At 64.4% G+C, this 17,903-nt stretch carries 17 protein-coding genes; 6 read left to right on the top strand and 11 right to left on the bottom strand.

Annotated elements, in window-relative coordinates:
- Window positions 1-262: 262 nt before the first annotated feature.
- Window positions 263-481, bottom strand: coding sequence for a DUF2970 domain-containing protein (locus tag LOY51_RS17030; RefSeq protein WP_125464551.1), 219 nt, complete (start codon window positions 479-481; stop codon window positions 263-265).
- Between the two features lie 137 nt (window positions 482-618).
- Window positions 619-4,326 carry a methionine synthase gene (gene metH / locus LOY51_RS17025; RefSeq protein WP_258642258.1) on the bottom strand — a complete coding sequence of 1,236 codons (3,708 nt, stop codon included), beginning with the start codon at window positions 4,324-4,326 and terminating at the stop codon, window positions 619-621.
- A 319-nt stretch (window positions 4,327-4,645) separates the two neighbouring features.
- Here metH and LOY51_RS17020 point away from each other — a divergent pair, with 319 nt between their 5' ends.
- The 5 genes from LOY51_RS17020 to LOY51_RS17000 all read left to right on the top strand — a co-directional run bounded on the left by LOY51_RS17020 (window position 4,646) and on the right by LOY51_RS17000 (window position 10,205).
- A complete protein-coding gene (locus tag LOY51_RS17020; RefSeq protein WP_258642255.1) occupies window positions 4,646-6,946 on the top strand; it encodes a fatty acid cis/trans isomerase in 2,301 nt (766 codons plus the stop codon).
- Window positions 6,947-7,154: 208 nt separating this feature from the next.
- The gene (locus LOY51_RS17015; protein WP_258642253.1) at window positions 7,155-8,189 is read left to right on the top strand and encodes an acyltransferase family protein; all 1,035 of its coding nucleotides are present in this window, start codon (window positions 7,155-7,157) and stop codon (window positions 8,187-8,189) included.
- Window positions 8,190-8,246: 57 nt separating this feature from the next.
- Complete coding sequence (nfuA, locus tag LOY51_RS17010; RefSeq protein ID WP_110996563.1) at window positions 8,247-8,831, top strand: Fe-S biogenesis protein NfuA; 585 nt, start codon at window positions 8,247-8,249, stop codon at window positions 8,829-8,831.
- A gap of 282 nt (window positions 8,832-9,113) precedes the next feature.
- Entirely contained in the window at window positions 9,114-9,722 is a 609-nt protein-coding gene (locus LOY51_RS17005) for an SCO family protein (RefSeq protein ID WP_125464547.1), read from the top strand.
- Window positions 9,723-10,205 (top strand): copper chaperone PCu(A)C, encoded by a 483-nt coding sequence (locus tag LOY51_RS17000; RefSeq protein ID WP_110996176.1) that lies wholly within the window; start codon window positions 9,723-9,725, stop codon window positions 10,203-10,205. It abuts the gene before it with no gap.
- A gap of 67 nt (window positions 10,206-10,272) precedes the next feature.
- Here the strand turns inward: LOY51_RS17000 and LOY51_RS16995 are convergent, their stop codons facing one another.
- The 8 genes from LOY51_RS16995 to LOY51_RS16960 form a co-directional block, all read right to left on the bottom strand.
- Window positions 10,273-10,500 carry a hypothetical protein gene (locus LOY51_RS16995; protein ID WP_110996175.1) on the bottom strand — a complete coding sequence of 76 codons (228 nt, stop codon included), beginning with the start codon at window positions 10,498-10,500 and terminating at the stop codon, window positions 10,273-10,275.
- A 75-nt stretch (window positions 10,501-10,575) separates the two neighbouring features.
- A complete protein-coding gene (locus LOY51_RS16990) occupies window positions 10,576-11,409 on the bottom strand; it encodes an AraC family transcriptional regulator (RefSeq protein WP_258642249.1) in 834 nt (277 codons plus the stop codon).
- Window positions 11,406-11,720 carry an AzlD domain-containing protein gene (locus LOY51_RS16985; protein ID WP_125464545.1) on the bottom strand — a complete coding sequence of 105 codons (315 nt, stop codon included), beginning with the start codon at window positions 11,718-11,720 and terminating at the stop codon, window positions 11,406-11,408. Before LOY51_RS16985 ends, LOY51_RS16990 begins: the two co-directional genes overlap by 4 nt.
- Window positions 11,717-12,415 (bottom strand): AzlC family ABC transporter permease, encoded by a 699-nt coding sequence (locus tag LOY51_RS16980; protein WP_125859123.1) that lies wholly within the window; start codon window positions 12,413-12,415, stop codon window positions 11,717-11,719. Before LOY51_RS16980 ends, LOY51_RS16985 begins: the two co-directional genes overlap by 4 nt.
- 90 nt (window positions 12,416-12,505) lie before the next feature.
- A complete protein-coding gene (locus LOY51_RS16975; RefSeq protein ID WP_258642246.1) occupies window positions 12,506-13,225 on the bottom strand; it encodes a sel1 repeat family protein in 720 nt (239 codons plus the stop codon).
- A gap of 92 nt (window positions 13,226-13,317) precedes the next feature.
- Complete coding sequence (locus LOY51_RS16970; protein ID WP_125464543.1) at window positions 13,318-14,409, bottom strand: hypothetical protein; 1,092 nt, start codon at window positions 14,407-14,409, stop codon at window positions 13,318-13,320.
- Between the two features lie 34 nt (window positions 14,410-14,443).
- Window positions 14,444-15,073 carry a LysE family translocator gene (locus tag LOY51_RS16965; protein ID WP_125464542.1) on the bottom strand — a complete coding sequence of 210 codons (630 nt, stop codon included), beginning with the start codon at window positions 15,071-15,073 and terminating at the stop codon, window positions 14,444-14,446.
- A 2-nt stretch (window positions 15,074-15,075) separates the two neighbouring features.
- The gene (locus LOY51_RS16960) at window positions 15,076-15,852 is read right to left on the bottom strand and encodes a YqcI/YcgG family protein (protein WP_125464541.1); all 777 of its coding nucleotides are present in this window, start codon (window positions 15,850-15,852) and stop codon (window positions 15,076-15,078) included.
- 170 nt (window positions 15,853-16,022) lie between these two features.
- Here LOY51_RS16960 and LOY51_RS16955 point away from each other — a divergent pair, with 170 nt between their 5' ends.
- Window positions 16,023-16,943, top strand: a complete 921-nt coding sequence (locus tag LOY51_RS16955) for a LysR substrate-binding domain-containing protein (RefSeq protein WP_125859120.1) — start codon at window positions 16,023-16,025, stop codon at window positions 16,941-16,943.
- Here the strand turns inward: LOY51_RS16955 and LOY51_RS16950 are convergent.
- Entirely contained in the window at window positions 16,924-17,835 is a 912-nt protein-coding gene (locus LOY51_RS16950) for a LysR family transcriptional regulator (protein WP_125859119.1), read from the bottom strand. The two genes, LOY51_RS16955 and LOY51_RS16950, sit on opposite strands and share 20 nt — an antisense overlap.
- Window positions 17,836-17,903 lie beyond the last annotated feature (68 nt).

Below are 17,903 nucleotides of genomic sequence, written 5' to 3'. Positions count from 1 at the left end.
ACCACTACAAGAGGCAATGCAATGGGAAACTCAACCAAGGTCCGCAAAGCTGACAGCAGTGTCGACGCCTGGGCGATCCTGTGCCTGATCGTGCTGGTGGTGGTCACCGCCGTGTATTGGGTCAGCCACCAGTAACGGGCCGCCATAAACCGTGAAACAAACCTGAACCGCCCGCGGAGTGGATACACGCGGGCGGTTTGCGTTCAGCATCCATTTCATCGTGACCTGATGGCTTGCGGTCCTACAGGGATTGCATGTTTGTCTAGCGCGCAGTCAGATGCACCGCCAGTTGCACCAGCCCGATCAGCACGAAGATGAACACCAGGGTGAACAGCGTGCCCATTACGATGAAGTGGCTGGCCTTGCCGTAGGTGAAGTCGCGGGCGCGGTTCTTGCCGCTTTGCACGCCGAAGGCGGCGGCGAGGATGCTCTGCAGCATCTGCCAGAAGGTGGGTGGTTTGCCTTGGCTGGAATCGTCCATGGTTGGCTCCTTGGGTCAGAGGCAATCAGGGACAGTGTAGGTGAATGTTCCGAGCCCATCGCTGGCAAGCCGGCTCCCACAGGTTGGAGTGCAATTCCTGTGGGAGCCGGCTTGCCGGCGATGGGGCCGCCGCAGCCTTAGCTGTCGTAACCCAGGTTCGGCGCCAGCCAGCGCTCGCTCACGCTCAGGTCCTGGCCCTTGCGCTCGCTGTATTGCTCGACCTGGTCCTTGTCCACCTTGCCCACGGCAAAGTACTGCGCCTGCGGGTGGGCGAAGTACCAGCCGCTGACCGCCGCCGCCGGGAACATGGCGAAGTGCTCGGTGAGGAACACCCCACTTGGGCCGGTTTCGCCGATGGCGCTGCCGTCGAGCAGGCGGAACAGGGTTTCCTTCTCGGTGTGGTCCGGGCACGCCGGGTAGCCAGGGGCAGGGCGGATACCGCTGTACTGCTCCTTGATCAGCGCTTCGTTGTCCAGGTGCTCGTCCTTGGCATAACCCCAGTGCTCTTTACGCACCTGCTCGTGCAGCCACTCGGCGCAGGCCTCGGCCAGGCGGTCGGCCAGGGCCTTGACCATGATCGAGCTGTAGTCGTCGCCCTTGTCCTGATAGGCCTTGGCCACTTCCTCGGCACCGATGCCGGCGGTGGTGATGAAGCCACCCACGTAGTCGGTCACGCCACTGTCCTTCGGCGCGACGAAGTCGGCCAGCGACCAGTTCGGCTTGCCGTCAGGTTTGATGGTCTGCTGGCGCAGGTGGTGCAGGGTGGCCAGCGGTTTGCCGTCGTCGCCATACACCTCGATGTCGTCATGATTGACCTGGTTGGCCGGCCAGAAGCCGAACACCGCGCGGGCACTGATCAGCTTTTCGTCGATGAGCTTGTCGAGCATCTCGCGGGCGTCCTGGTACAGCGAGGTGGCCGCCTCGCCGACGACTTCGTCGGTGAGGATGCGCGGGAACTTGCCGGCCAGGTCCCAGGAGATGAAGAACGGGGTCCAGTCGATGTACTCGGCCAGGGTGCGCAGGTCGATGTTGTCCAGTACCTTCACGCCGGTAAAGGACGGCTCTGCGGCCTGGTAGCCGGCCCAATCGTATTGCGGCTTGGCGGCGATGGCCTGGGCATAGCTCAGGCGCTCGGTGCGGGCGCTGCGGTTGGCGGTGCGCTCGCGCACCTGCACGTACTCCTCGCGGGTCTTCTCGACGAAGCCGGCCTTGAGCTCCTTGGACAGCAGCTGGGTGGCCACGCCCACCGCGCGCGAGGCGTCGGTGACGTAGACCACGGCATCGTTCGAGTACTTGGGCTCGATCTTCACCGCGGTGTGCGCCTTGGAGGTGGTGGCGCCACCGATCATCAGCGGTAGGTGGAAGCCCTGGCGCTGCATCTCGCGGGCGACGTGGACCATCTCGTCCAGCGACGGGGTAATCAGGCCGGACAGGCCGATGATGTCGCACTTCTGCTCGCGGGCGGTCTGCAGGATCTTCTCGGCCGGCACCATCACGCCCAGGTCGACGATGTCGTAGCCGTTGCAACCGAGCACCACGCCGACGATGTTCTTGCCGATGTCATGCACGTCGCCCTTGACCGTGGCCATGAGGATCTTGCCCTTGGCTTCGGGCTTGTCGCCTTTCTCCGCTTCGATGAACGGGATCAGGTGGGCCACGGCCTGCTTCATCACCCGGGCCGATTTCACCACCTGGGGCAGGAACATCTTGCCGGCGCCGAACAGGTCGCCGACCACGTTCATGCCGCTCATCAGCGGGCCTTCGATCACCTCGATCGGGCGCGCGCATTGCTGGCGGCACTCCTCGGTGTCTTCGACGATGTGCGCGGTGATGCCCTTGACCAAGGCGTGCTCCAGGCGCTTGTCGACCGGCAGCGAGCGCCAGGCTTCGTTCTCGACTTCCTTGGTGGCGCCGCCACCTTTGTAGTCGTCGGCGATGGCCAGCAGGGCGTCGGTGCCTTCGGGGGTGCGGTTGAGCACCACGTCCTCGACCTTCTCGCGCAGCGCGGCGGGGATCTCGTCGTAGATTTCCAGCTGGCCGGCGTTGACGATACCCATGGTCAGGCCGTTCTGGATGGCGTGATACAGGAACACCGAGTGGATCGCCTCGCGCACCGGGTTGTTGCCACGGAACGAGAACGACACGTTGGACACACCGCCCGAGGTCAGGGCGTAGGGCAGGTGGTCGCGGATATAGGCACACGCCTCGATGAAGTCGACGGCGTAGTTGTTGTGCTCCTCGATGCCGGTGGCGACGGCGAAGATGTTCGGGTCGAAGATGATGTCTTCCGGCGGGAAGCCCACTTCATTGACCAGGATGTCGTAGCTGCGCTGGCAGATCTCTTTCTTGCGCGCGGCGGTGTCGGCCTGGCCGACTTCGTCGAAGGCCATCACCACCACGGCGGCGCCGTAGCGCTTGCACAGGCGGGCGTGGTGCTTGAACTGCTCGACGCCTTCCTTCATCGAGATCGAGTTGACGATGCCCTTGCCCTGGATGCACTTGAGGCCCGCCTCGATCACCTCCCACTTGGAGGAGTCGATCATGATCGGCACGCGGGAGATGTCCGGCTCGCCGGCGATCAGGTTGAGGAAGCGGACCATGGCGGCCTGGGAGTCGAGCATCCCTTCGTCCATGTTGATGTCGATCACCTGGGCGCCGGCCTCGACCTGCTGCAGGGCGACCTCAAGCGCTTCGGTGTAGTTCTCTTCACGGATCAGCCGGGCGAACTTGGCGGAGCCGGTGATGTTGGTGCGCTCGCCGACGTTGACGAACAGCGACTGGCGATCGATGGTGAACGGCTCCAGGCCCGACAGGCGACAGGCCTTGGGGATGTCCGGGATTTCACGCGGTTTGTACTTGGCCACGGCCTCGGCGATGGCCTGAATGTGCGGCGGGGTGGTGCCGCAGCAGCCGCCGATGATGTTGAGGAAGCCGCTGGCGGCGAACTCTTCGACCACGGCAGCCATTTCTGCCGGGGTTTCATCATATTCGCCGAAGGCGTTCGGCAGGCCGGCGTTGGGGTGCGCCGAAACGAAGGTGTCGGCCTTGCCCGACAGCTCTTCCAGGTACGGGCGCAGGTCCTTGGCGCCCAGGGCGCAGTTCAGGCCGATGGAGATCGGCTTGGCGTGGCGCACCGAGTTCCAGAACGCTTCGGTGGTCTGCCCGGACAGGGTGCGGCCGGAGGCATCGGTGATGGTCCCGGAGATCATGATCGGCAGTTCGACAGCATCTTCCTCGAACACCTGCTGCACGGCGAAGATCGCCGCCTTGGCGTTGAGCGTGTCGAAGATGGTTTCGATCAGGATCAGGTCGGCGCCGCCCTCGATCAGGCCGCGGGTGGCCTCAATGTAGTTCACCACCAGTTCGTCGAAGGTGACGTTGCGATAGCCCGGGTCGTTGACGTCGGGGGAGATCGAGCAGGTGCGGCTGGTCGGGCCGAGCACGCCGGCGACGAAGCGCGGCTTGTCCGGGGTTTCCAGGGTTTTCGCGTCGGCCACCTGGCGGGCGATGCGCGCGCCTTCGACGTTGAGCTCGTACACCAGCGCTTCCATGCCGTAGTCGGCCTGGGAAATCTGCGTGGCGTTGAAGGTGTTGGTTTCGAGGATGTCGGCGCCGGCGTCCAGGTAGGCCTTCTCGATCGCCGCGATCACATCGGGGCGGCTGAGCAGCAGCAGGTCGTTGTTGCCCTTCACGTCGCTTGGCCAATCGGCGAAGCGCGTGCCACGATAGTCGTGTTCCTCGAGGCGGTAACTCTGGATCATAGTACCCATGCCGCCGTCGAGGATCAGGATGCGCTCTTTGAGTGCTTTCTGGAGTGCTTGGTAACGAGCGCTGCGGTCGGACATAGGACTACCTGGTCGGGCGAATATCAGAAGGTGCCGAATAATAACAAAGCTGCATGGATTTTAGGCGTTCTGCCCATTTGCATGAATTTCACTCATGTTAGGGTTTGTCCGAAAAGTCGCCGAGCGGCGATCAGGCAAGGCGAAAACAGGCGAGGAAGCGGAGTTTGCTGGTTGCAAATGAGCATTCCGAGCCTGTTTTCAACGCAGCATGATCGTCGCGCAGGCACTTTTCGTACAAAGCCTGGTGCGGCGCGCCACCCACACCTCAAGACCCGCCAGGCACATCGTGATGGCTTCAAGTAACCAGGACATTCGGCACATGCTGTTTCGCATTCTTGCCAGCGCCTTCGCACTGCTGATCAGTGGCGCGGCGTTCGCGCAGGCCCCGCAATCCAGCCCGGCGGTTTCATACACCCGGGACATTCAACCGATCTTCACCGAGAAGTGCGTGGCCTGCCACGCCTGCAACGATGCCGCCTGCCAGCTCAACCTGGGCAGTGCCGAAGGCGCCGAGCGCGGCGCCTCCAAGGTGCCGGTCTATCAGGGCGAGCGCAGCAAGGCGGTGCCCACCACCCGGCTGTTCTATGACGCCCGTGACGAGGCCGGCTGGCGCAAGCAGGGCTTCTATTCGGTGCTGGACAAGCAAGGCAGCCAGGCCGCGCTGATGGCACGCATGCTCGAACTGGGCCACAAGACCCCGCTCACGCCCAACGCCAAGCTGCCCGAAGAGATCGTGCTGGGGCTCAATCGCAACAACATGTGCCCCATGCCCCACGAGTTCGACGCCTACGCCGGCGCCCACCCCAAGGAGGGCATGCCGTTGGCGGTGACCGGCCTGACCGACCAGGAGTACCAGACCTTGCAGCGCTGGCTGGCGGCCGGTGCTCCGGTGGAGAAGACCCCGATCCAGCCAAGTGCCGTCGAAGCGCAGCAGATCGCCGACTGGGAAGAGCTGCTCAACCGCCCGGGTTCGACCGAAGCGCTGGTCGGCCGCTGGCTGTACGAGCACCTGTTCCTCGCCCACATCTATTTCAAGGGCGGCGAGCAGGGCCACTTCTTCCAGTGGGTACGCTCGCGCACGCCCAGCGGCCAGCCGGTCGACCTGATCGCCACCCGCCGCCCCAACGACCCGCCCGGCACCGACTTCTACTACCGGCTGATCCCGGTGCAGGGGGTGATCGTGCACAAGACCCACATCACCTACCCGATGGGCCCGCAGAAGCTCAAGCGGGTCAAGCAGCTGTTCTACAGCGGCGACTGGCACGCCGATGCGCTGCCCGGTTACGGCCCGCGCCACCGCGCCAACCCGTTCGAAACCTTCGAGGCGATCCCGGCGGTGGCGCGCTACCAGTTCATGCTGGATAACGCCGAATATTTCGTGCGTACCTTCATCCGTGGCCCGGTGTGCCGTGGGCAGATCGCCACCGACGTGATCCGTGACAACTTCTGGGCGCTGTTCCAGGAACCGGCCCACGACCTCTACATCACCGATGCGCGCTACCGTGGCGAGGCCACGCCGTTGCTGGCCATGCCGGGTCAGATCGACGACGTGGGCAGCGTGTTGAGCCTGTGGCACGCCTATCGCGACAAGCGCAACGACTACGAGGCGCTGCGCCGCGAGGCCTATGCCGAGCAGCCCGCGCCGAGCTGGTCGACCCTGTGGGCGGGTAATGACAATGCCCTGCTGAGCATCTTCCGCCACTTCGACAGCGCCTCGGTCACCAAGGGCCTGATCGGCGATGTACCCTTGACCATGTGGCTGTTCGACTACCCGCTGTTCGAACGCACTTATTACCAGCTGGCGGTGAACTTCGACGTGTTCGGCAACGTCTCGCACCAGTTGCAGACTCGCCTGTACTTCGACCTGATCCGCAACGGCGCCGAGGTCAATTTCCTGCGTCTGATGCCGGCCAACAAGCGTGGCGAGATCCTCGGCGACTGGTACCAGAACAGCGGCAAGGTGAAGATGTGGATGGACTACACCGACATCGACACCGACACCCCCAGTGCCCTCAAGCTCGACAAGCACGACCCCAAGCGCGATTTCGGTGTCAAGTTGCTGCAGCGCACCGGCAGCCTGAATGCCGCGCCCGACCCGATCAACCGCTGTCAGGGGGCCTTCTGCTCGCGGCCGCAGATGAGCGAGGAGTTCCGTGATGTCGAGCAGTCGCTCAGCCGTCTGGTCTCGCGCCCGGCCGCCGGCCTGAAGGTGATCGGCCAGTTGCCCGAGGCGACGATGCTGCGTATCGAAGGGCAGGGCGGCCAGCGTCAGGTCTACAGCCTGCTGCGCAACCGCGCCCACAGCAATGTGGCCTTCCTGCTTGGCGAGGCGTACCGCTACCAGCCTGGGCTGGACACCCTCACGCTGTACCCCGGCGTGCTCAGCAGCTATCCCAACTTCATCTTCAATGTGCCGGCCAAGGATGTACCGGAGTTTGTCGAAGACCTGGAGGCCGCCCGTGACGACACGGCGAAGTTCGAGCGGGTGGTCATGCGCTGGGGCGTGCGCCGCAGCCACCCCGAGTTCTGGCGCTACTTCCATGACCTGAGCCGCTACCTCCAGGAGACCGATCCGGTGGAAGAGGGCGTGCTGGACATGAACCGCTACGAGAACCTCTGATCGGTCAGCCGGGACATTCCCGGCATCCTGCGGTCGGAGTGGGTGAACAGGCTTTGGGGCTGCCTTGCAGCCCTTCGCGGGTAAACCCGCTCCCACAGGGATAGTGCAGACCTTGGGTTCAGCACAGTACCTGTGGGAGCGGGTTTACCCGCGAACGAGCGCAACGCGCTCGCGAAGGCCTCAATGCACCGGCAATCGCAGGTATTTCATGCTGTATTCGCTTCAAGCTCTGCGCGCATTCGCCGCCTGGGTGGTGGTCTGCCACCACTTCCGGCAAATCTTCTTCGACTTCCACGCCAGCGGCCCGATCGGCCAACTGCTCGCCGAGCGCGGTGCGGTGGGGGTGGATATCTTCTTCGTGATCAGCGGGCTGGTGATTTACCTGTCCACCCGCGACAAGGACATAGCCCCCGGGCAGTTCCTGCTCAACCGCGCCCTGCGCATCGTCCCGGCCTACTGGTTCTACACCCTGTTGATGGCCGTATTGATGCTGATCGCCAGCCGCTGGATGCCGCACCAGGTCTTCGAGTGGCAGCACCTCTTGTTGTCGCTGCTGTTCATCCCGGCCGAGAACCCCGGTGGCTATGGCCTGTATCCCACGCTCAATGTCGGCTGGACGTTGAACTTCGAGATGTTTTTCTACCTGCTGTTCGGCCTGGCCTTCCTGGTGCGCCAGCGCCATCACCTGTTGCTGGTGACGGCGGCGCTGTTGCTGGTCAGCGAAGTGCTCGGCCGCCTGGGTGTGCTCAGCCGTTTCTACAACAACGACATCGTCTACGAATTCCTGCTGGGCATCGGCCTGGGGGTGCTGTACCGGCGCGGGCTGATCCGCGAGGGGCTATGGCCGCCATTGGGGCTGCTGGCGCTGGCGGGCTTCGCGCTCTATCACCTGGACGCCTCGCAGCGCCTGCTGCACTGGGGCCTGCCCAGCGCGCTGGTGGTGCTGGCGTTCATTGCCCTGGAGCCGTACTTCAAAGGCAACCGGCTGCTCAAGATGCTGGGCGATTGCTCCTACTCGGTGTACCTGATCCATGTGCTGGTGCTTTACGCTGGCTTGTTCGCCAGCCAGCGGCTGCGCCTGAACCCGTACCTGGTATTCGCCCTGTGCGTGCCGTCAATCGGACTAATGTCGTGGCTCAGCTATCACTGGCTGGAACGTGGCCTGTACGGGCGGCTCAAGGCCTGGTTGGCGGCTCCCGCGGCTGCGGAACCCGCGCTGGCGCTATCCCGAGTCAAATACTAGGACTTTGTTCGGGGCACGGGTTGGCGTACACTGCCGGCAAGTCTGTGAGGAACTTCCATGAGCGCTATAACTATTACCGACGCCGCCCATGATTACCTGGCCGATCTGCTCTCCAAGCAGAACACGCCGGGGATCGGCATCCGTATTTTCATCACCCAGCCGGGCACCCAGTACGCCGAAACCTGCATCGCCTACTGCAAGCCAGGCGAAGAAAAACCCGACGACGAGCCGGTGGGCCTGAAGAGCTTCACCGCTTACCTGGACGCCGTCAGCGTGCCGTTTCTCGAAGACGCGCTGGTCGACTATGCCACCGACCGCATGGGCGGCCAGCTGACCATCAAGGCCCCGAACGCCAAGGTGCCGATGGTCAACGAAGACAGCCCGATCAACGAGCGGATCAACTACTACCTGCAGACCGAGATCAACCCGGGCCTGGCCAGCCACGGCGGTGCCGTGAGTCTGGTCGACGTGGTCGATGACGGCATTGCCGTGCTGCAGTTCGGCGGTGGTTGCCAGGGTTGCGGCCAGGCCGACGTGACGCTCAAGGAAGGCATCGAGCGCACCCTGCTCGAGCGCATTCCGGAGCTCAAGGGCGTGCGTGACGTGACTGACCACAGTCAGAAAGAAAACGCCTACTACTAAGGTGATTCTTCCTATCGCGGGGCAAGCCCGCTCCCACGCACACAAACCTGCGTGGGAGCGGGCTTGCCCCGCGATGCTTTTAGACGATGCCTGCCTTGATCCCTAGCAACAAACTGTTACGGATTCAACCCCTGCGACAACCGGTCGCGCCCCGTATTCAAAGGGCTGCAGCCCGATCCACCCTAGGTCGGGTGGATGGCCAGGGGGTGGCATGACAGAATGCCCCGGTTTTCTGGCTGGCCCATCCCAAGGGCCGGCACCTTCCCTGTAAAGGATGGTTCCATGACTGATCTGTTGACCCGGCGCGCGGTAGTCGCCGGGATGGGCGTACTGGGGCTTGGCCTGTTGGCGGGTTGCAACCCGGCCCGCGGCCTGGACTTCAAGTACGGCAAGAACATGAGCAACGAGATCCTCGGGCGCAAATTCAAGCTCAAGGACACCCAGGGCAACGAACGCTCCCTGTCGAGCTTCTACGGCAGCATGCCGATGATCTTCTTCGGCTTCACCCAGTGCCCGGCGGTCTGCCCGACTGCGCTGGCGCGTGTGGCGCAGATCCGCAAGATGCTCCGGGGCCGTGACCTCGAACTGTTCCAGCCAGTGCTCATCACCCTGGACCCGGAACGCGACACTCCCGAAGTGCTCGATGCCTACGTCAAGGCGTTCGACCCGTCGATCATCGCCCTGACCGGCACCCCCGAGGAAATCGCCGAAGTGGCCCGGGAGTTCAAGGTGTTCTACGAAAAAGTCCCGGTCGGCGACACCTACACCGTCTCTCACTCGTCCACCAGCTACGTCTACGATACCCGTGGCACCCTGCGCCTGAGCCTCGGCCATTCCCTCAACGCCAAGGAATGCACCGAAGACCTGCTCACCCTGATGGAGATTTGCTGAATGTCGATGCAACCGATCAAACGCACCCTGGCTGCCCTGGCGCTGTTCGGCCTGGCCCTGCCGGCCTTCGCCCAGACCACCGTGAGCGACGCCTGGGTGCGCGCCAGCGTGCCGCACCAGCAATCCACCGGTGCCTTCATGACCCTCACCGCCAGTAGCGACAGCAAACTGGTAAGCGTGGCATCGCCCGTAGCCAAGACCGTGCAGGTGCACGAAATGACCATGAACGGCGACGTGATGGGCATGCGTGAGGTCAAGGCGGTCGAACTGCCGGCCGGCAAGCCGGTCACCCTCGACCCGAATGGCTTGCATGTGATGCTGATGGGCCTGAACCAGCAGGTAAAGGATGGTGAGCAGGTGCCACTGACCCTGACCATCGAGGATGCCAAGGGCGCCAAGGAAACCCTGCAGGTGCAGGCAACGGTGCGTCCGCTCACTGCCGAGGCGGGCGGCGGGCACGATCATATGCACATGAAACACTGATCCAGTTGGGGCCGCTTATGCGGCCCTCACTTTTTCAGCCCGGTGCACAGGCTCCCGCGATGTGCGTTCAGCTACGGAAGCGGGGCAGCGGGCGTTCGATGCTCAGTGACGTCAGCGTCTTGCGCACCTGCGCTTCGTCGGCTTCCAGCGCCTTGAGGCTTGCGCGGATCTTGCCGGCGGCGGGCACGTCGCCCTGGCGATCGATCCAGTCGGCGATTTCCTTGCAGGCGCTGCTCAAGTTGGCCTGGCGCTGGGTCATCAGCGACAGCAGATTGGTGATTTCACGTTCGGACATGGCGGGATCCTCCGTTCAGCCCCTTGAGTGTAGCAGTGGCCTGCCAGGCTGCCTGGGATGGATTGCCGCACGCCGTCAGGGGCTCAGGCAGGCCTGGCGGTAAGCGCCTGGGGTGACGCCATAGGCCTGTTTGAACTGTCGGCTGAGGTGGCTCTGGTCGGCAAACCCTAGGTTGAAGGCGACTTCCAGGGCCGGCAGGCCGCTGCGCAGCAATTCCCGGGCACGGGTCAGGCGGCGTTGCTTGAGCCAGGCATGGGGCGGCAGGCCAGTGGCCTGGCGGAACACTCGGGCGAAGTGGAAGGGCGAGAGGTTCACCGCCGCCGCCAGGGTTTCCAGCGACGGTGGGTCGGCCAGCTGGCTTTCCAGCAACTCGCGGGCGCGGGCCACCGCCAGTGGCTCATGGCCGGGGGCGGCGGGTTCGGCGCAGTGGCCGTGGCGCTGCACCAGCGCCAATACCGCCTGGCGCCAGGCGGTCTGTTGTTCGAGGGCGCTGGCACCGGCTTCCGAACGCTGGTTCAGCTGGCTGAAGGCCGCGGCCAGTGCCGGGTCCTGGATCACACTGGCCTTGAACAGCGGCATGCCGTGGCGGCCAAGCTCCAGCTCGTCGAGCACCCCGGTGACCCGTGCGTATTCGGGGTAGAACCCACGGTAGCGCCAACCGGCCTCATGGGCGGTGGCACCGGTGTGCAGCTCGTCGGGGTTGATCAACACCATGCTGCCCACCGGCGCCAGGTGCTCGCTGCCACGGTGCCAGAAGCGCTGGGCGCCAGACTCGATCACCGTGAACACATAGCCTTCGTGCACATGCGGGGCAAAGCGCTGCTGGAAGTAGCGGGCGTGCAGCATCTCGACGTCGCCCAGCGCCGGTGCTTGCCAAAGGTGGGTCTGTTCGCGTTGGGGCGTGGTCATGCCAGCCAGCTGCGCAGCAGGAAGAAGATCAGCATGCTCGCCAGCATGCTCAGCAATACGCTGCGGGTCAACAGCACCAGGGTGATGGCCACCAGCGCGCCGAGCAGGTAGGGGTTGAGCGGGTTCAGATCGAGCTGGTGGCCAGGCAGGAAGATGATCGGCCCGCAGATGGCCGTGAGCATGCCGGGCACGGCAAAGCCGAGGAACTGCCGGGCGTTGGAGCTCAGCCGCAAGGGCAGGCGCGGTTCCAGAAAGGCATAGCGGTTGAGGAACACCACCGCCCCCATGGCGAAGATCAGCAGCCAGATCATGGACGGCCTCCGGAGAATTTCTGACAGATGAAGCCCGCGGCCATGCCCAGCAGGCCGGCCGCCACCAGCGCGGTTTCCCAGTGCCAGAAGCTGAACAGCACCGAGCAGAACAGCGATACCGCCACGCACACCACCGTGGGCAGGTTGCGCACCAGCGGCGCGATCAGCGCGACAAAGGTGGCGACAATGGAGAAATCCAGGCCCAGCTGATCCAGGTGCGGGATGTTCTGGCCGAGGATGATGCCGGCCAGGGTGAACAGGTTCCACGCCACGTAGAAGGTCAGGCCCACCCCCAGGGCGTACCAGCGGTTGAACTGCTGCTGGTCGTGGTGGCTGGTCAGAGCGAAGAACTCATCGGTGAGCAGGAACCCCAACCCCAGCCGCCAGCGCGTCGGCAACCCCGACAGCACGGGCCGCATCGACAGCCCGTAAAGCAGGTGTTGCGAGGTCAGCAGCAGCGTGGTGAGCAGGATCGAGAACAGGTTGGCGCCGCCCTTGAGCATGCCGATCGCCACCAGTTGCGCGGCACCGGCGAAGACAATGGCCGATAACCCCTGGCCTTGCCAGGCACTGAGGTTGGCTTCGATGGCCATGGAACCGGCGAGCAGCCCCCAGGGGGCGACGGCCAGTGACAGCGGCAGGATGGCGATGGCGCCATGGACGAAAGCCTGGCGGGCTAGGGTGGGGTTGGGCATGGGGCACGACAACGAATCGACAGGGTGGGCCAGCATGCCAGAGGTGTCGCCCGCTGGCTTGAACGTTCTTGCTGGTTTGCCGACGAGGGCTTAGCGATTGCTCAAGTGTTGTTGCGCCGTCGCGCAGCCATTGATTTCCACTGCCTTCTGTAGCAAGGCCTGGCGCCGCACCGGGTCGAGGTCACTGAGCAGGCGGAACACTTCGGCCTGGTAGTCGCGCTGGCGCCCCCACTGTAACGCCAGGCCTTGTGGCCGACTGCGGCTGCAGGCCAGGCGCGTGGCCGGCTGCGGGTAGTAGGGCGCATACAGGGTGGCCATACGGGGGATCGACTCCAGCGCCTCGCGGTAGGCAGGGCTGCTGTTGTACGGCCGACACCAACGGGCGATGGCCAGTGCAGGCGGGGCAAAACCTTGCTTGAGGCTGGCTTCCAGTAGTGGGCAGGCAGCGTCCGGAATCTGTGTGGTCGGCAGGAAGGTGATGTAGTACAGCGCCAGGCGGTACTGCGCGACCGGGTGATCGAGCGCCACTGATTTCTTCAATAGCGCCACTGCCGTGGGCAGGGTGCGGGCCATGGCCTGGCCCTGGCGGCTGAGTTCGGGGTCGCTTGCAACGGTACGCAACGGGCTGGCGCTGTCGTCTGCCATGTCCGCCTGTTCCAGTAACGGCAAGGCCTGGCGGTAGAGCAGGTCAGCATGCGGGTCGATGCTCACTTCCAACGCCTGGGCAGCGAACGTCGTCAGCAGCAGCGGCAGGCAGGCCGCGCGCAGGATGCCAAGCCCCTGGCGTGGGTGGACGGCTTGAATGGTCATGGCAGGTGCGGGTGTGCCTCAGGCGAATCAGGTGCGACGACAGCGTATTCTAGCCATCCTCGTACGCTTGCCGGAAGTCCGGGAAACCCCTATCAGCCCTGCTTGGCCGGCGGCACCCTGCGTTGCGCGTGTTTTTCCTGGGCCAGGCCCAGCTTGGCGGTGATCACCTTGGCCAGGGCATTGTTGCCTTGATCGTTGAAGTGCAGGCGATCGACGAACAGGTCTTCGGCAAAAGCCGGTGAGCTGCTGAGCATGCAGTTCATGTCGTAGCAAGGGACCGGCTCGGCCTGGCTTCTGATGCGTCGAAAGAACGTCGAGTGCAGTTGGCGGTCGTAACTGTCACCGAGCAGGCGATCGAAGTTCGTCGGTTGCTTTGCCAGCTTGGCCAGCATCGATTGTTCGCCGGCGGGCAGCGTTTCGCGGCACCAGGGCAGCAGCGGCTGGAGGATGAAGGTCAGGCTGGTATGGTCGTCTGCCAGCAGGCGCTCCCATTGGCGCAAGGTACGGCCGATGCTGTCGGCGGCGCGGGCCAGGCGTTTGTCTGCGGGCGACAATGCATCGAGCGTCGGCCATTGCGGCGCCTGGCGAGGGGCAACGGCATGCCGCAGCTGCTGCCACAATGATGCGCGGCGCGCCGGCGCGGTGTCCTGCACCCCCTCGTTGAAGCGATTGAGAAACGCCAGGTGGGCCTGCGAGTGCTGCGGGTCGTGGGCAGCGGCGAGTACCTCGACCAGTGCCTCCTGGGCGAGGGTGTTCAAGCCGCTGAGTACCACCACATGGCCGAGCTGGCCAAAGCGGTGCTGATGGGTGAGGAACAGCAGCAGTTCCTGTGTGGCGTTGAGCCCGCATCCGGCCAGGCTTAGCCAGGTCTCGCCGGTCAGCAGCGACAGATTGGACGCCACCGTATGTTCATCGGAGCTGGCACCGACTCCCAGTGCGGTGGAGCCCCCCACCAGCAGGTTGATGCGCCCTGCGCCTGCGCACTCGGCCACCGAAAAGCGCTTGCCGGCGCGATGGCTGTAGCGCATCCCCTGTGCGTCGGTGTTGATGGTGCTGGAGCGATAGCCCTGTTCGTGAACGTACAGTGTCTGCGGTGCGCGGCGGCTGCCCAGCTGCAGGAAGCGCTGATAGCTGTCTTGCAACGGCTGCGCAACACCTGTCGTGGGCCTGGCGATCAGGGTCATGGACGCTCCTTGGCGGCGTGCCGCACGGCAGGGCTCAGGCCGCCAGGGCCTTGAGGTTGTAGGCCAGGCCCACACCGGCGATCAGTAGCAGGGCAACCCCCGAAGCCAGGCTGATCAGGCGGTTGCTGCGCTGCGAGGCGATCTTGCCGATGGCGAAGATGTACAGGCTGAGCACGGCGAAGTCGATGGCGATCCACAGCAGTGACAGCACCACCATGCTTTTGCCGAACGACTCGGTGATCTGGATGAACTGCGGGAAGAACGAGATGAAGAAGATGATGTCCTTGGGATTGGAGATGCCGACCATGAACCCCTGCAGCAGACCGCCGCGGGTGGCCGCTGGCGCTTCGGCTGCGGCCTGCTGTGCTGGTGGGGCCTGCAGGGCTTCGCGCAGGGTGCCCACAGCGATATAGCCGATGAACAGGCAGCCCAGCAGGCTCATGCCGTTGAGCCAGGTTTTGTCGATGGCTGCGCTGGTCATGATGATCCAGGCCGCGACGCCGATCAGCACCAGTGAGGCCCAGTTGGTGCCGATGGCGGTGAACAGGGCCTTGCGCGAGCCGGCGGCGGCGGCGGTGTTGACGATCAGCGCCACCACCGGGCCGGGTGTGGCGATCAGCAGCAGGACGGTGAGGGCGTAGGTGGCGGTCAGTGCGGTATTCACGTTCAGTTCTCGATCAGAGGGTCGGGTGTTGCGTGGGCATGGAACGGGCAGCGGGCCGGGTTCAGCGAGCCGGGCTCCTGCAGTTGGTACTGTTGCCATTCGAAGTTGTCGTGCTGGCCGAAGAAGCCCAGCGAGGCTGGCATCACGCCATCGTTGTAGTGCTGCACCCGCTCGCGGATGCGTGCGCGAATCCGCTGGCCGCTGGCGGTGCTGGCACTGGCTACCTCGTCGAAGCTCTCCCGCGGGTTGATCACCCAGGCAATGTGCCGGCCCAGGTTGCGGCTTTTCATCAGGCGGTGGGCAGGGAAGTTCATGTTGATGAACAGCGGCATGCCGGCGAAGCAGAACGACCACTGGTTGTCGTGCGGGTCTTGTGGCACCTCGCGTGGCCAGGGGCTGGGATCACGGCTGTGCACCTGGCGCAGTACGTCCCAGGCCAGGGCCTGCTGCTGTTGCAGCGAGGTGTCGGCGGCGGTTTGCAGGAACACCAGCAACGGGTTGCCGATGCGCTGCTTGAGCGGTATGGGCTCGATGGTGGCGATGTAGTCGGCAAGGCCCCGGGCGATGTCGTCGGCCAGTTGCTCTGCACGGGCGAAGAGAATGTGGCAGGTGCGCGCATTGACCGCCTTGCGCCCGAACAGGCAAGGGAAGTCAGGGTTGGCGAGGGTTTCCTTGAAGTGTTCTATGGCCTTGTGTGTCCAGTGGTGTGGGTTCTGAACATGTTCATCGGCCAGCTCCAGCGCATCCAGGCGGTAGCAATTTCCATAACCCGTAAACATGATTTCCCCAGATAGTCGCAAATCGGCAGTTAAGGTGGTTTTACCGGCATATCCATACGGTTAACCGCTCTATATTTGTTGTTTCCGGCATTTTCCGAGAAGGGTCATAGGTTGTAAAACGCCTGGAACTATGACCAACTATTAGTCTCGCTCATGCTCTGGAAGCCTCTATGTCGGAACGGATTCAGGCCCTGCACGCCCTGCGTGCCTTCGAGGTTGCCTCGCGCTATGGCTCCTTCACCCGCGCCGCCCAGGAGCTGGCGCTGACCCAGGGCGCGGTCAGCCATCACATCAAGACACTCGAAGCCTTGTTCGGCTGCGACCTGTTCGAGCGGCGCGGCCCCAAGCTGCGCCTGACCGAGCATGGCCGGCTGCTGGCCGAGGAGCTCAAGGTCGGCTTCAAGATCATCGAAAACGCCTGTGCCTTGCTGCGCCAGGACCGCTACGGCCTGCGCCTGAAGGCGCCGTCCACGCTGACGGTACGCTGGCTGCTGCGCGCGCTGGACGGTTTCAAGAAGGTCGACAACAGCTGCGCGGTGCAGCTGTCGAGCGTGTGGATGGACATCGACGCCGTGGACTTCTACTCCGAGCCTTACGACTGCGCCATCCTGCTCGGCAACGGGCGTTTCCCGGCAGACGTCGAGAGCCTGAAGCTGTTCGATGAATGGCTGATCCCGGTCTGCCACCCCGACTACCTGCCCGGGCCCGCCCCGGACCTGGCCGTGCTCGAAGGCTGCGAGCTGCTTCACCCCTCGCCGGACCGGCGCGACTGGCGGCGCTGGCTGGCGCGGGTGGATGCGTCGCACATCAGCATCGACCAGGGCCAGGTGTTCGATACCCTCGACCAGGGCATTTCGGCGGCCCAGCAGGGCCTGGGCATTTCGGTGGTCGACCTGGTGCTGGCCAGCGCCGACCTGGCCGCCGGCAACCTGGTCACGCCCTTCCCGCAGGCAGTCGCGACCGGCGACGGTTATTACATGACCTGGCTCAAGTCCAGCCCCAAGGCCCGGCAGATGCACAAGCTGCGCGACTACCTGCTGGCCCGGGTGCCGGCCCTGGCGCACAAGGACATCAGTTACCTGTACGGCTGAGCGTGTTGCCGGGGAACACCCGTTCGAGCATGAAGTCGATGAACACCCGCAACCGGGGCGGCACCTGGCGCCCCGACGGCCACAGCAGGTAGAAGCTGCCGCGCCGTTCGATGAAGTCGTCGAGCACGCTCACCAGGCTGCCGCTGGCCAGCGCGGCGCGTACGCTGAAGTCGGGCAGGCAGGTAATGCCGCGGTGGTTGAGGGCAAAGCAGATGCGCGTCTCGACGTGGTTGCAGACCATGGAGATGGGAATCTCGTAGTCCTGCTCGGGGTGTTCGCGGCGCAGCGGCCAGGTTTCCAGCTTGCCACTGCTGGGGAAGCGGTAGTGCAGGCAGCGGTGCCCGGCCAGCTCGCGCGGATGCTCGGGCAGACCATGCTCGCGCAGGTAGTCGGGGGAGGCCACCAGGCGGTGCTGGAAATGGCCGAGGAACTTGGCGTTCAGGCGCGAATCCAGCGGTTGGCCACCGCGCATCACCACGTCAAAACCCTCGCCGATGATGTCGACCATGCGGTCGCTGAAGTCCAGGTCCAGCTCGATGTCCGGGTAGCGCGCCATGAACTCGGCCAGTGCCGGCATCACCAGCCCGGTCACCTGCGGCAGGCTTACCCGCAGCCGCCCGCGTGGGGCGCCGTTGGCCTGCGACAGTTCCTGCTCGGTGGCTTCGATCTCGGCGAGGATGCGCCGGCTGCGCTCGAGAAACAGCGCGCCCTCGGCGGTCAGGGTGATGCTTCGGGTGCTGCGGTGGAACAACCGCACGCCCAGGCGGCCCTCCAGGCGCGCCACGCGTTTGCCCACCGCCGAGGCACTGATGCCCAGCGACTGGCCGGCGGCGACGAAGCTGCGGGTTTCGGCAACCCGGTTGAAAACCACGAAACCGCTGAGGCTGTCCATGTCGTGCTCCGATTACGGACGTTGATGTCCTGGGTGAGCGGAATTCTACCCATCTTTTTCCGTAGTGC

This window comes from Pseudomonas sichuanensis, assembly GCF_024749065.1.
Classification (GTDB): Bacteria; Pseudomonadota; Gammaproteobacteria; order Pseudomonadales; family Pseudomonadaceae; genus Aquipseudomonas; species Aquipseudomonas sichuanensis.
This window is presented reverse-complemented; position numbering and strand designations above follow the sequence as displayed.

Coding starts and splice junctions, on each gene's coding strand:
- LOY51_RS16985 (WP_125464545.1), bottom strand. CDS start 11,720: ATGATCTGGCTGCTGATCTTCGCCATGGGGGCGGTGGTGTTCCTCAAC.
- metH (WP_258642258.1), bottom strand. CDS start 4,326: ATGTCCGACCGCAGCGCTCGTTACCAAGCACTCCAGAAAGCACTCAAA.
- LOY51_RS17030 (WP_125464551.1), bottom strand. CDS start 481: ATGGACGATTCCAGCCAAGGCAAACCACCCACCTTCTGGCAGATGCTG.
- LOY51_RS16955 (WP_125859120.1), top strand. CDS start 16,023: ATGTCGGAACGGATTCAGGCCCTGCACGCCCTGCGTGCCTTCGAGGTT.
- LOY51_RS16990 (WP_258642249.1), bottom strand. CDS start 11,409: ATGACCACGCCCCAACGCGAACAGACCCACCTTTGGCAAGCACCGGCG.
- LOY51_RS17020 (WP_258642255.1), top strand. CDS start 4,646: ATGCTGTTTCGCATTCTTGCCAGCGCCTTCGCACTGCTGATCAGTGGC.
- LOY51_RS17005 (WP_125464547.1), top strand. CDS start 9,114: ATGACTGATCTGTTGACCCGGCGCGCGGTAGTCGCCGGGATGGGCGTA.
- LOY51_RS16960 (WP_125464541.1), bottom strand. CDS start 15,852: ATGTTTACGGGTTATGGAAATTGCTACCGCCTGGATGCGCTGGAGCTG.
- nfuA (WP_110996563.1), top strand. CDS start 8,247: ATGAGCGCTATAACTATTACCGACGCCGCCCATGATTACCTGGCCGAT.
- LOY51_RS16980 (WP_125859123.1), bottom strand. CDS start 12,415: ATGCCCAACCCCACCCTAGCCCGCCAGGCTTTCGTCCATGGCGCCATC.
- LOY51_RS16995 (WP_110996175.1), bottom strand. CDS start 10,500: ATGTCCGAACGTGAAATCACCAATCTGCTGTCGCTGATGACCCAGCGC.
- LOY51_RS16975 (WP_258642246.1), bottom strand. CDS start 13,225: ATGACCATTCAAGCCGTCCACCCACGCCAGGGGCTTGGCATCCTGCGC.
- LOY51_RS17015 (WP_258642253.1), top strand. CDS start 7,155: ATGCTGTATTCGCTTCAAGCTCTGCGCGCATTCGCCGCCTGGGTGGTG.
- LOY51_RS16970 (WP_125464543.1), bottom strand. CDS start 14,409: ATGACCCTGATCGCCAGGCCCACGACAGGTGTTGCGCAGCCGTTGCAA.
- LOY51_RS16950 (WP_125859119.1), bottom strand. CDS start 17,835: ATGGACAGCCTCAGCGGTTTCGTGGTTTTCAACCGGGTTGCCGAAACC.
- LOY51_RS17000 (WP_110996176.1), top strand. CDS start 9,723: ATGTCGATGCAACCGATCAAACGCACCCTGGCTGCCCTGGCGCTGTTC.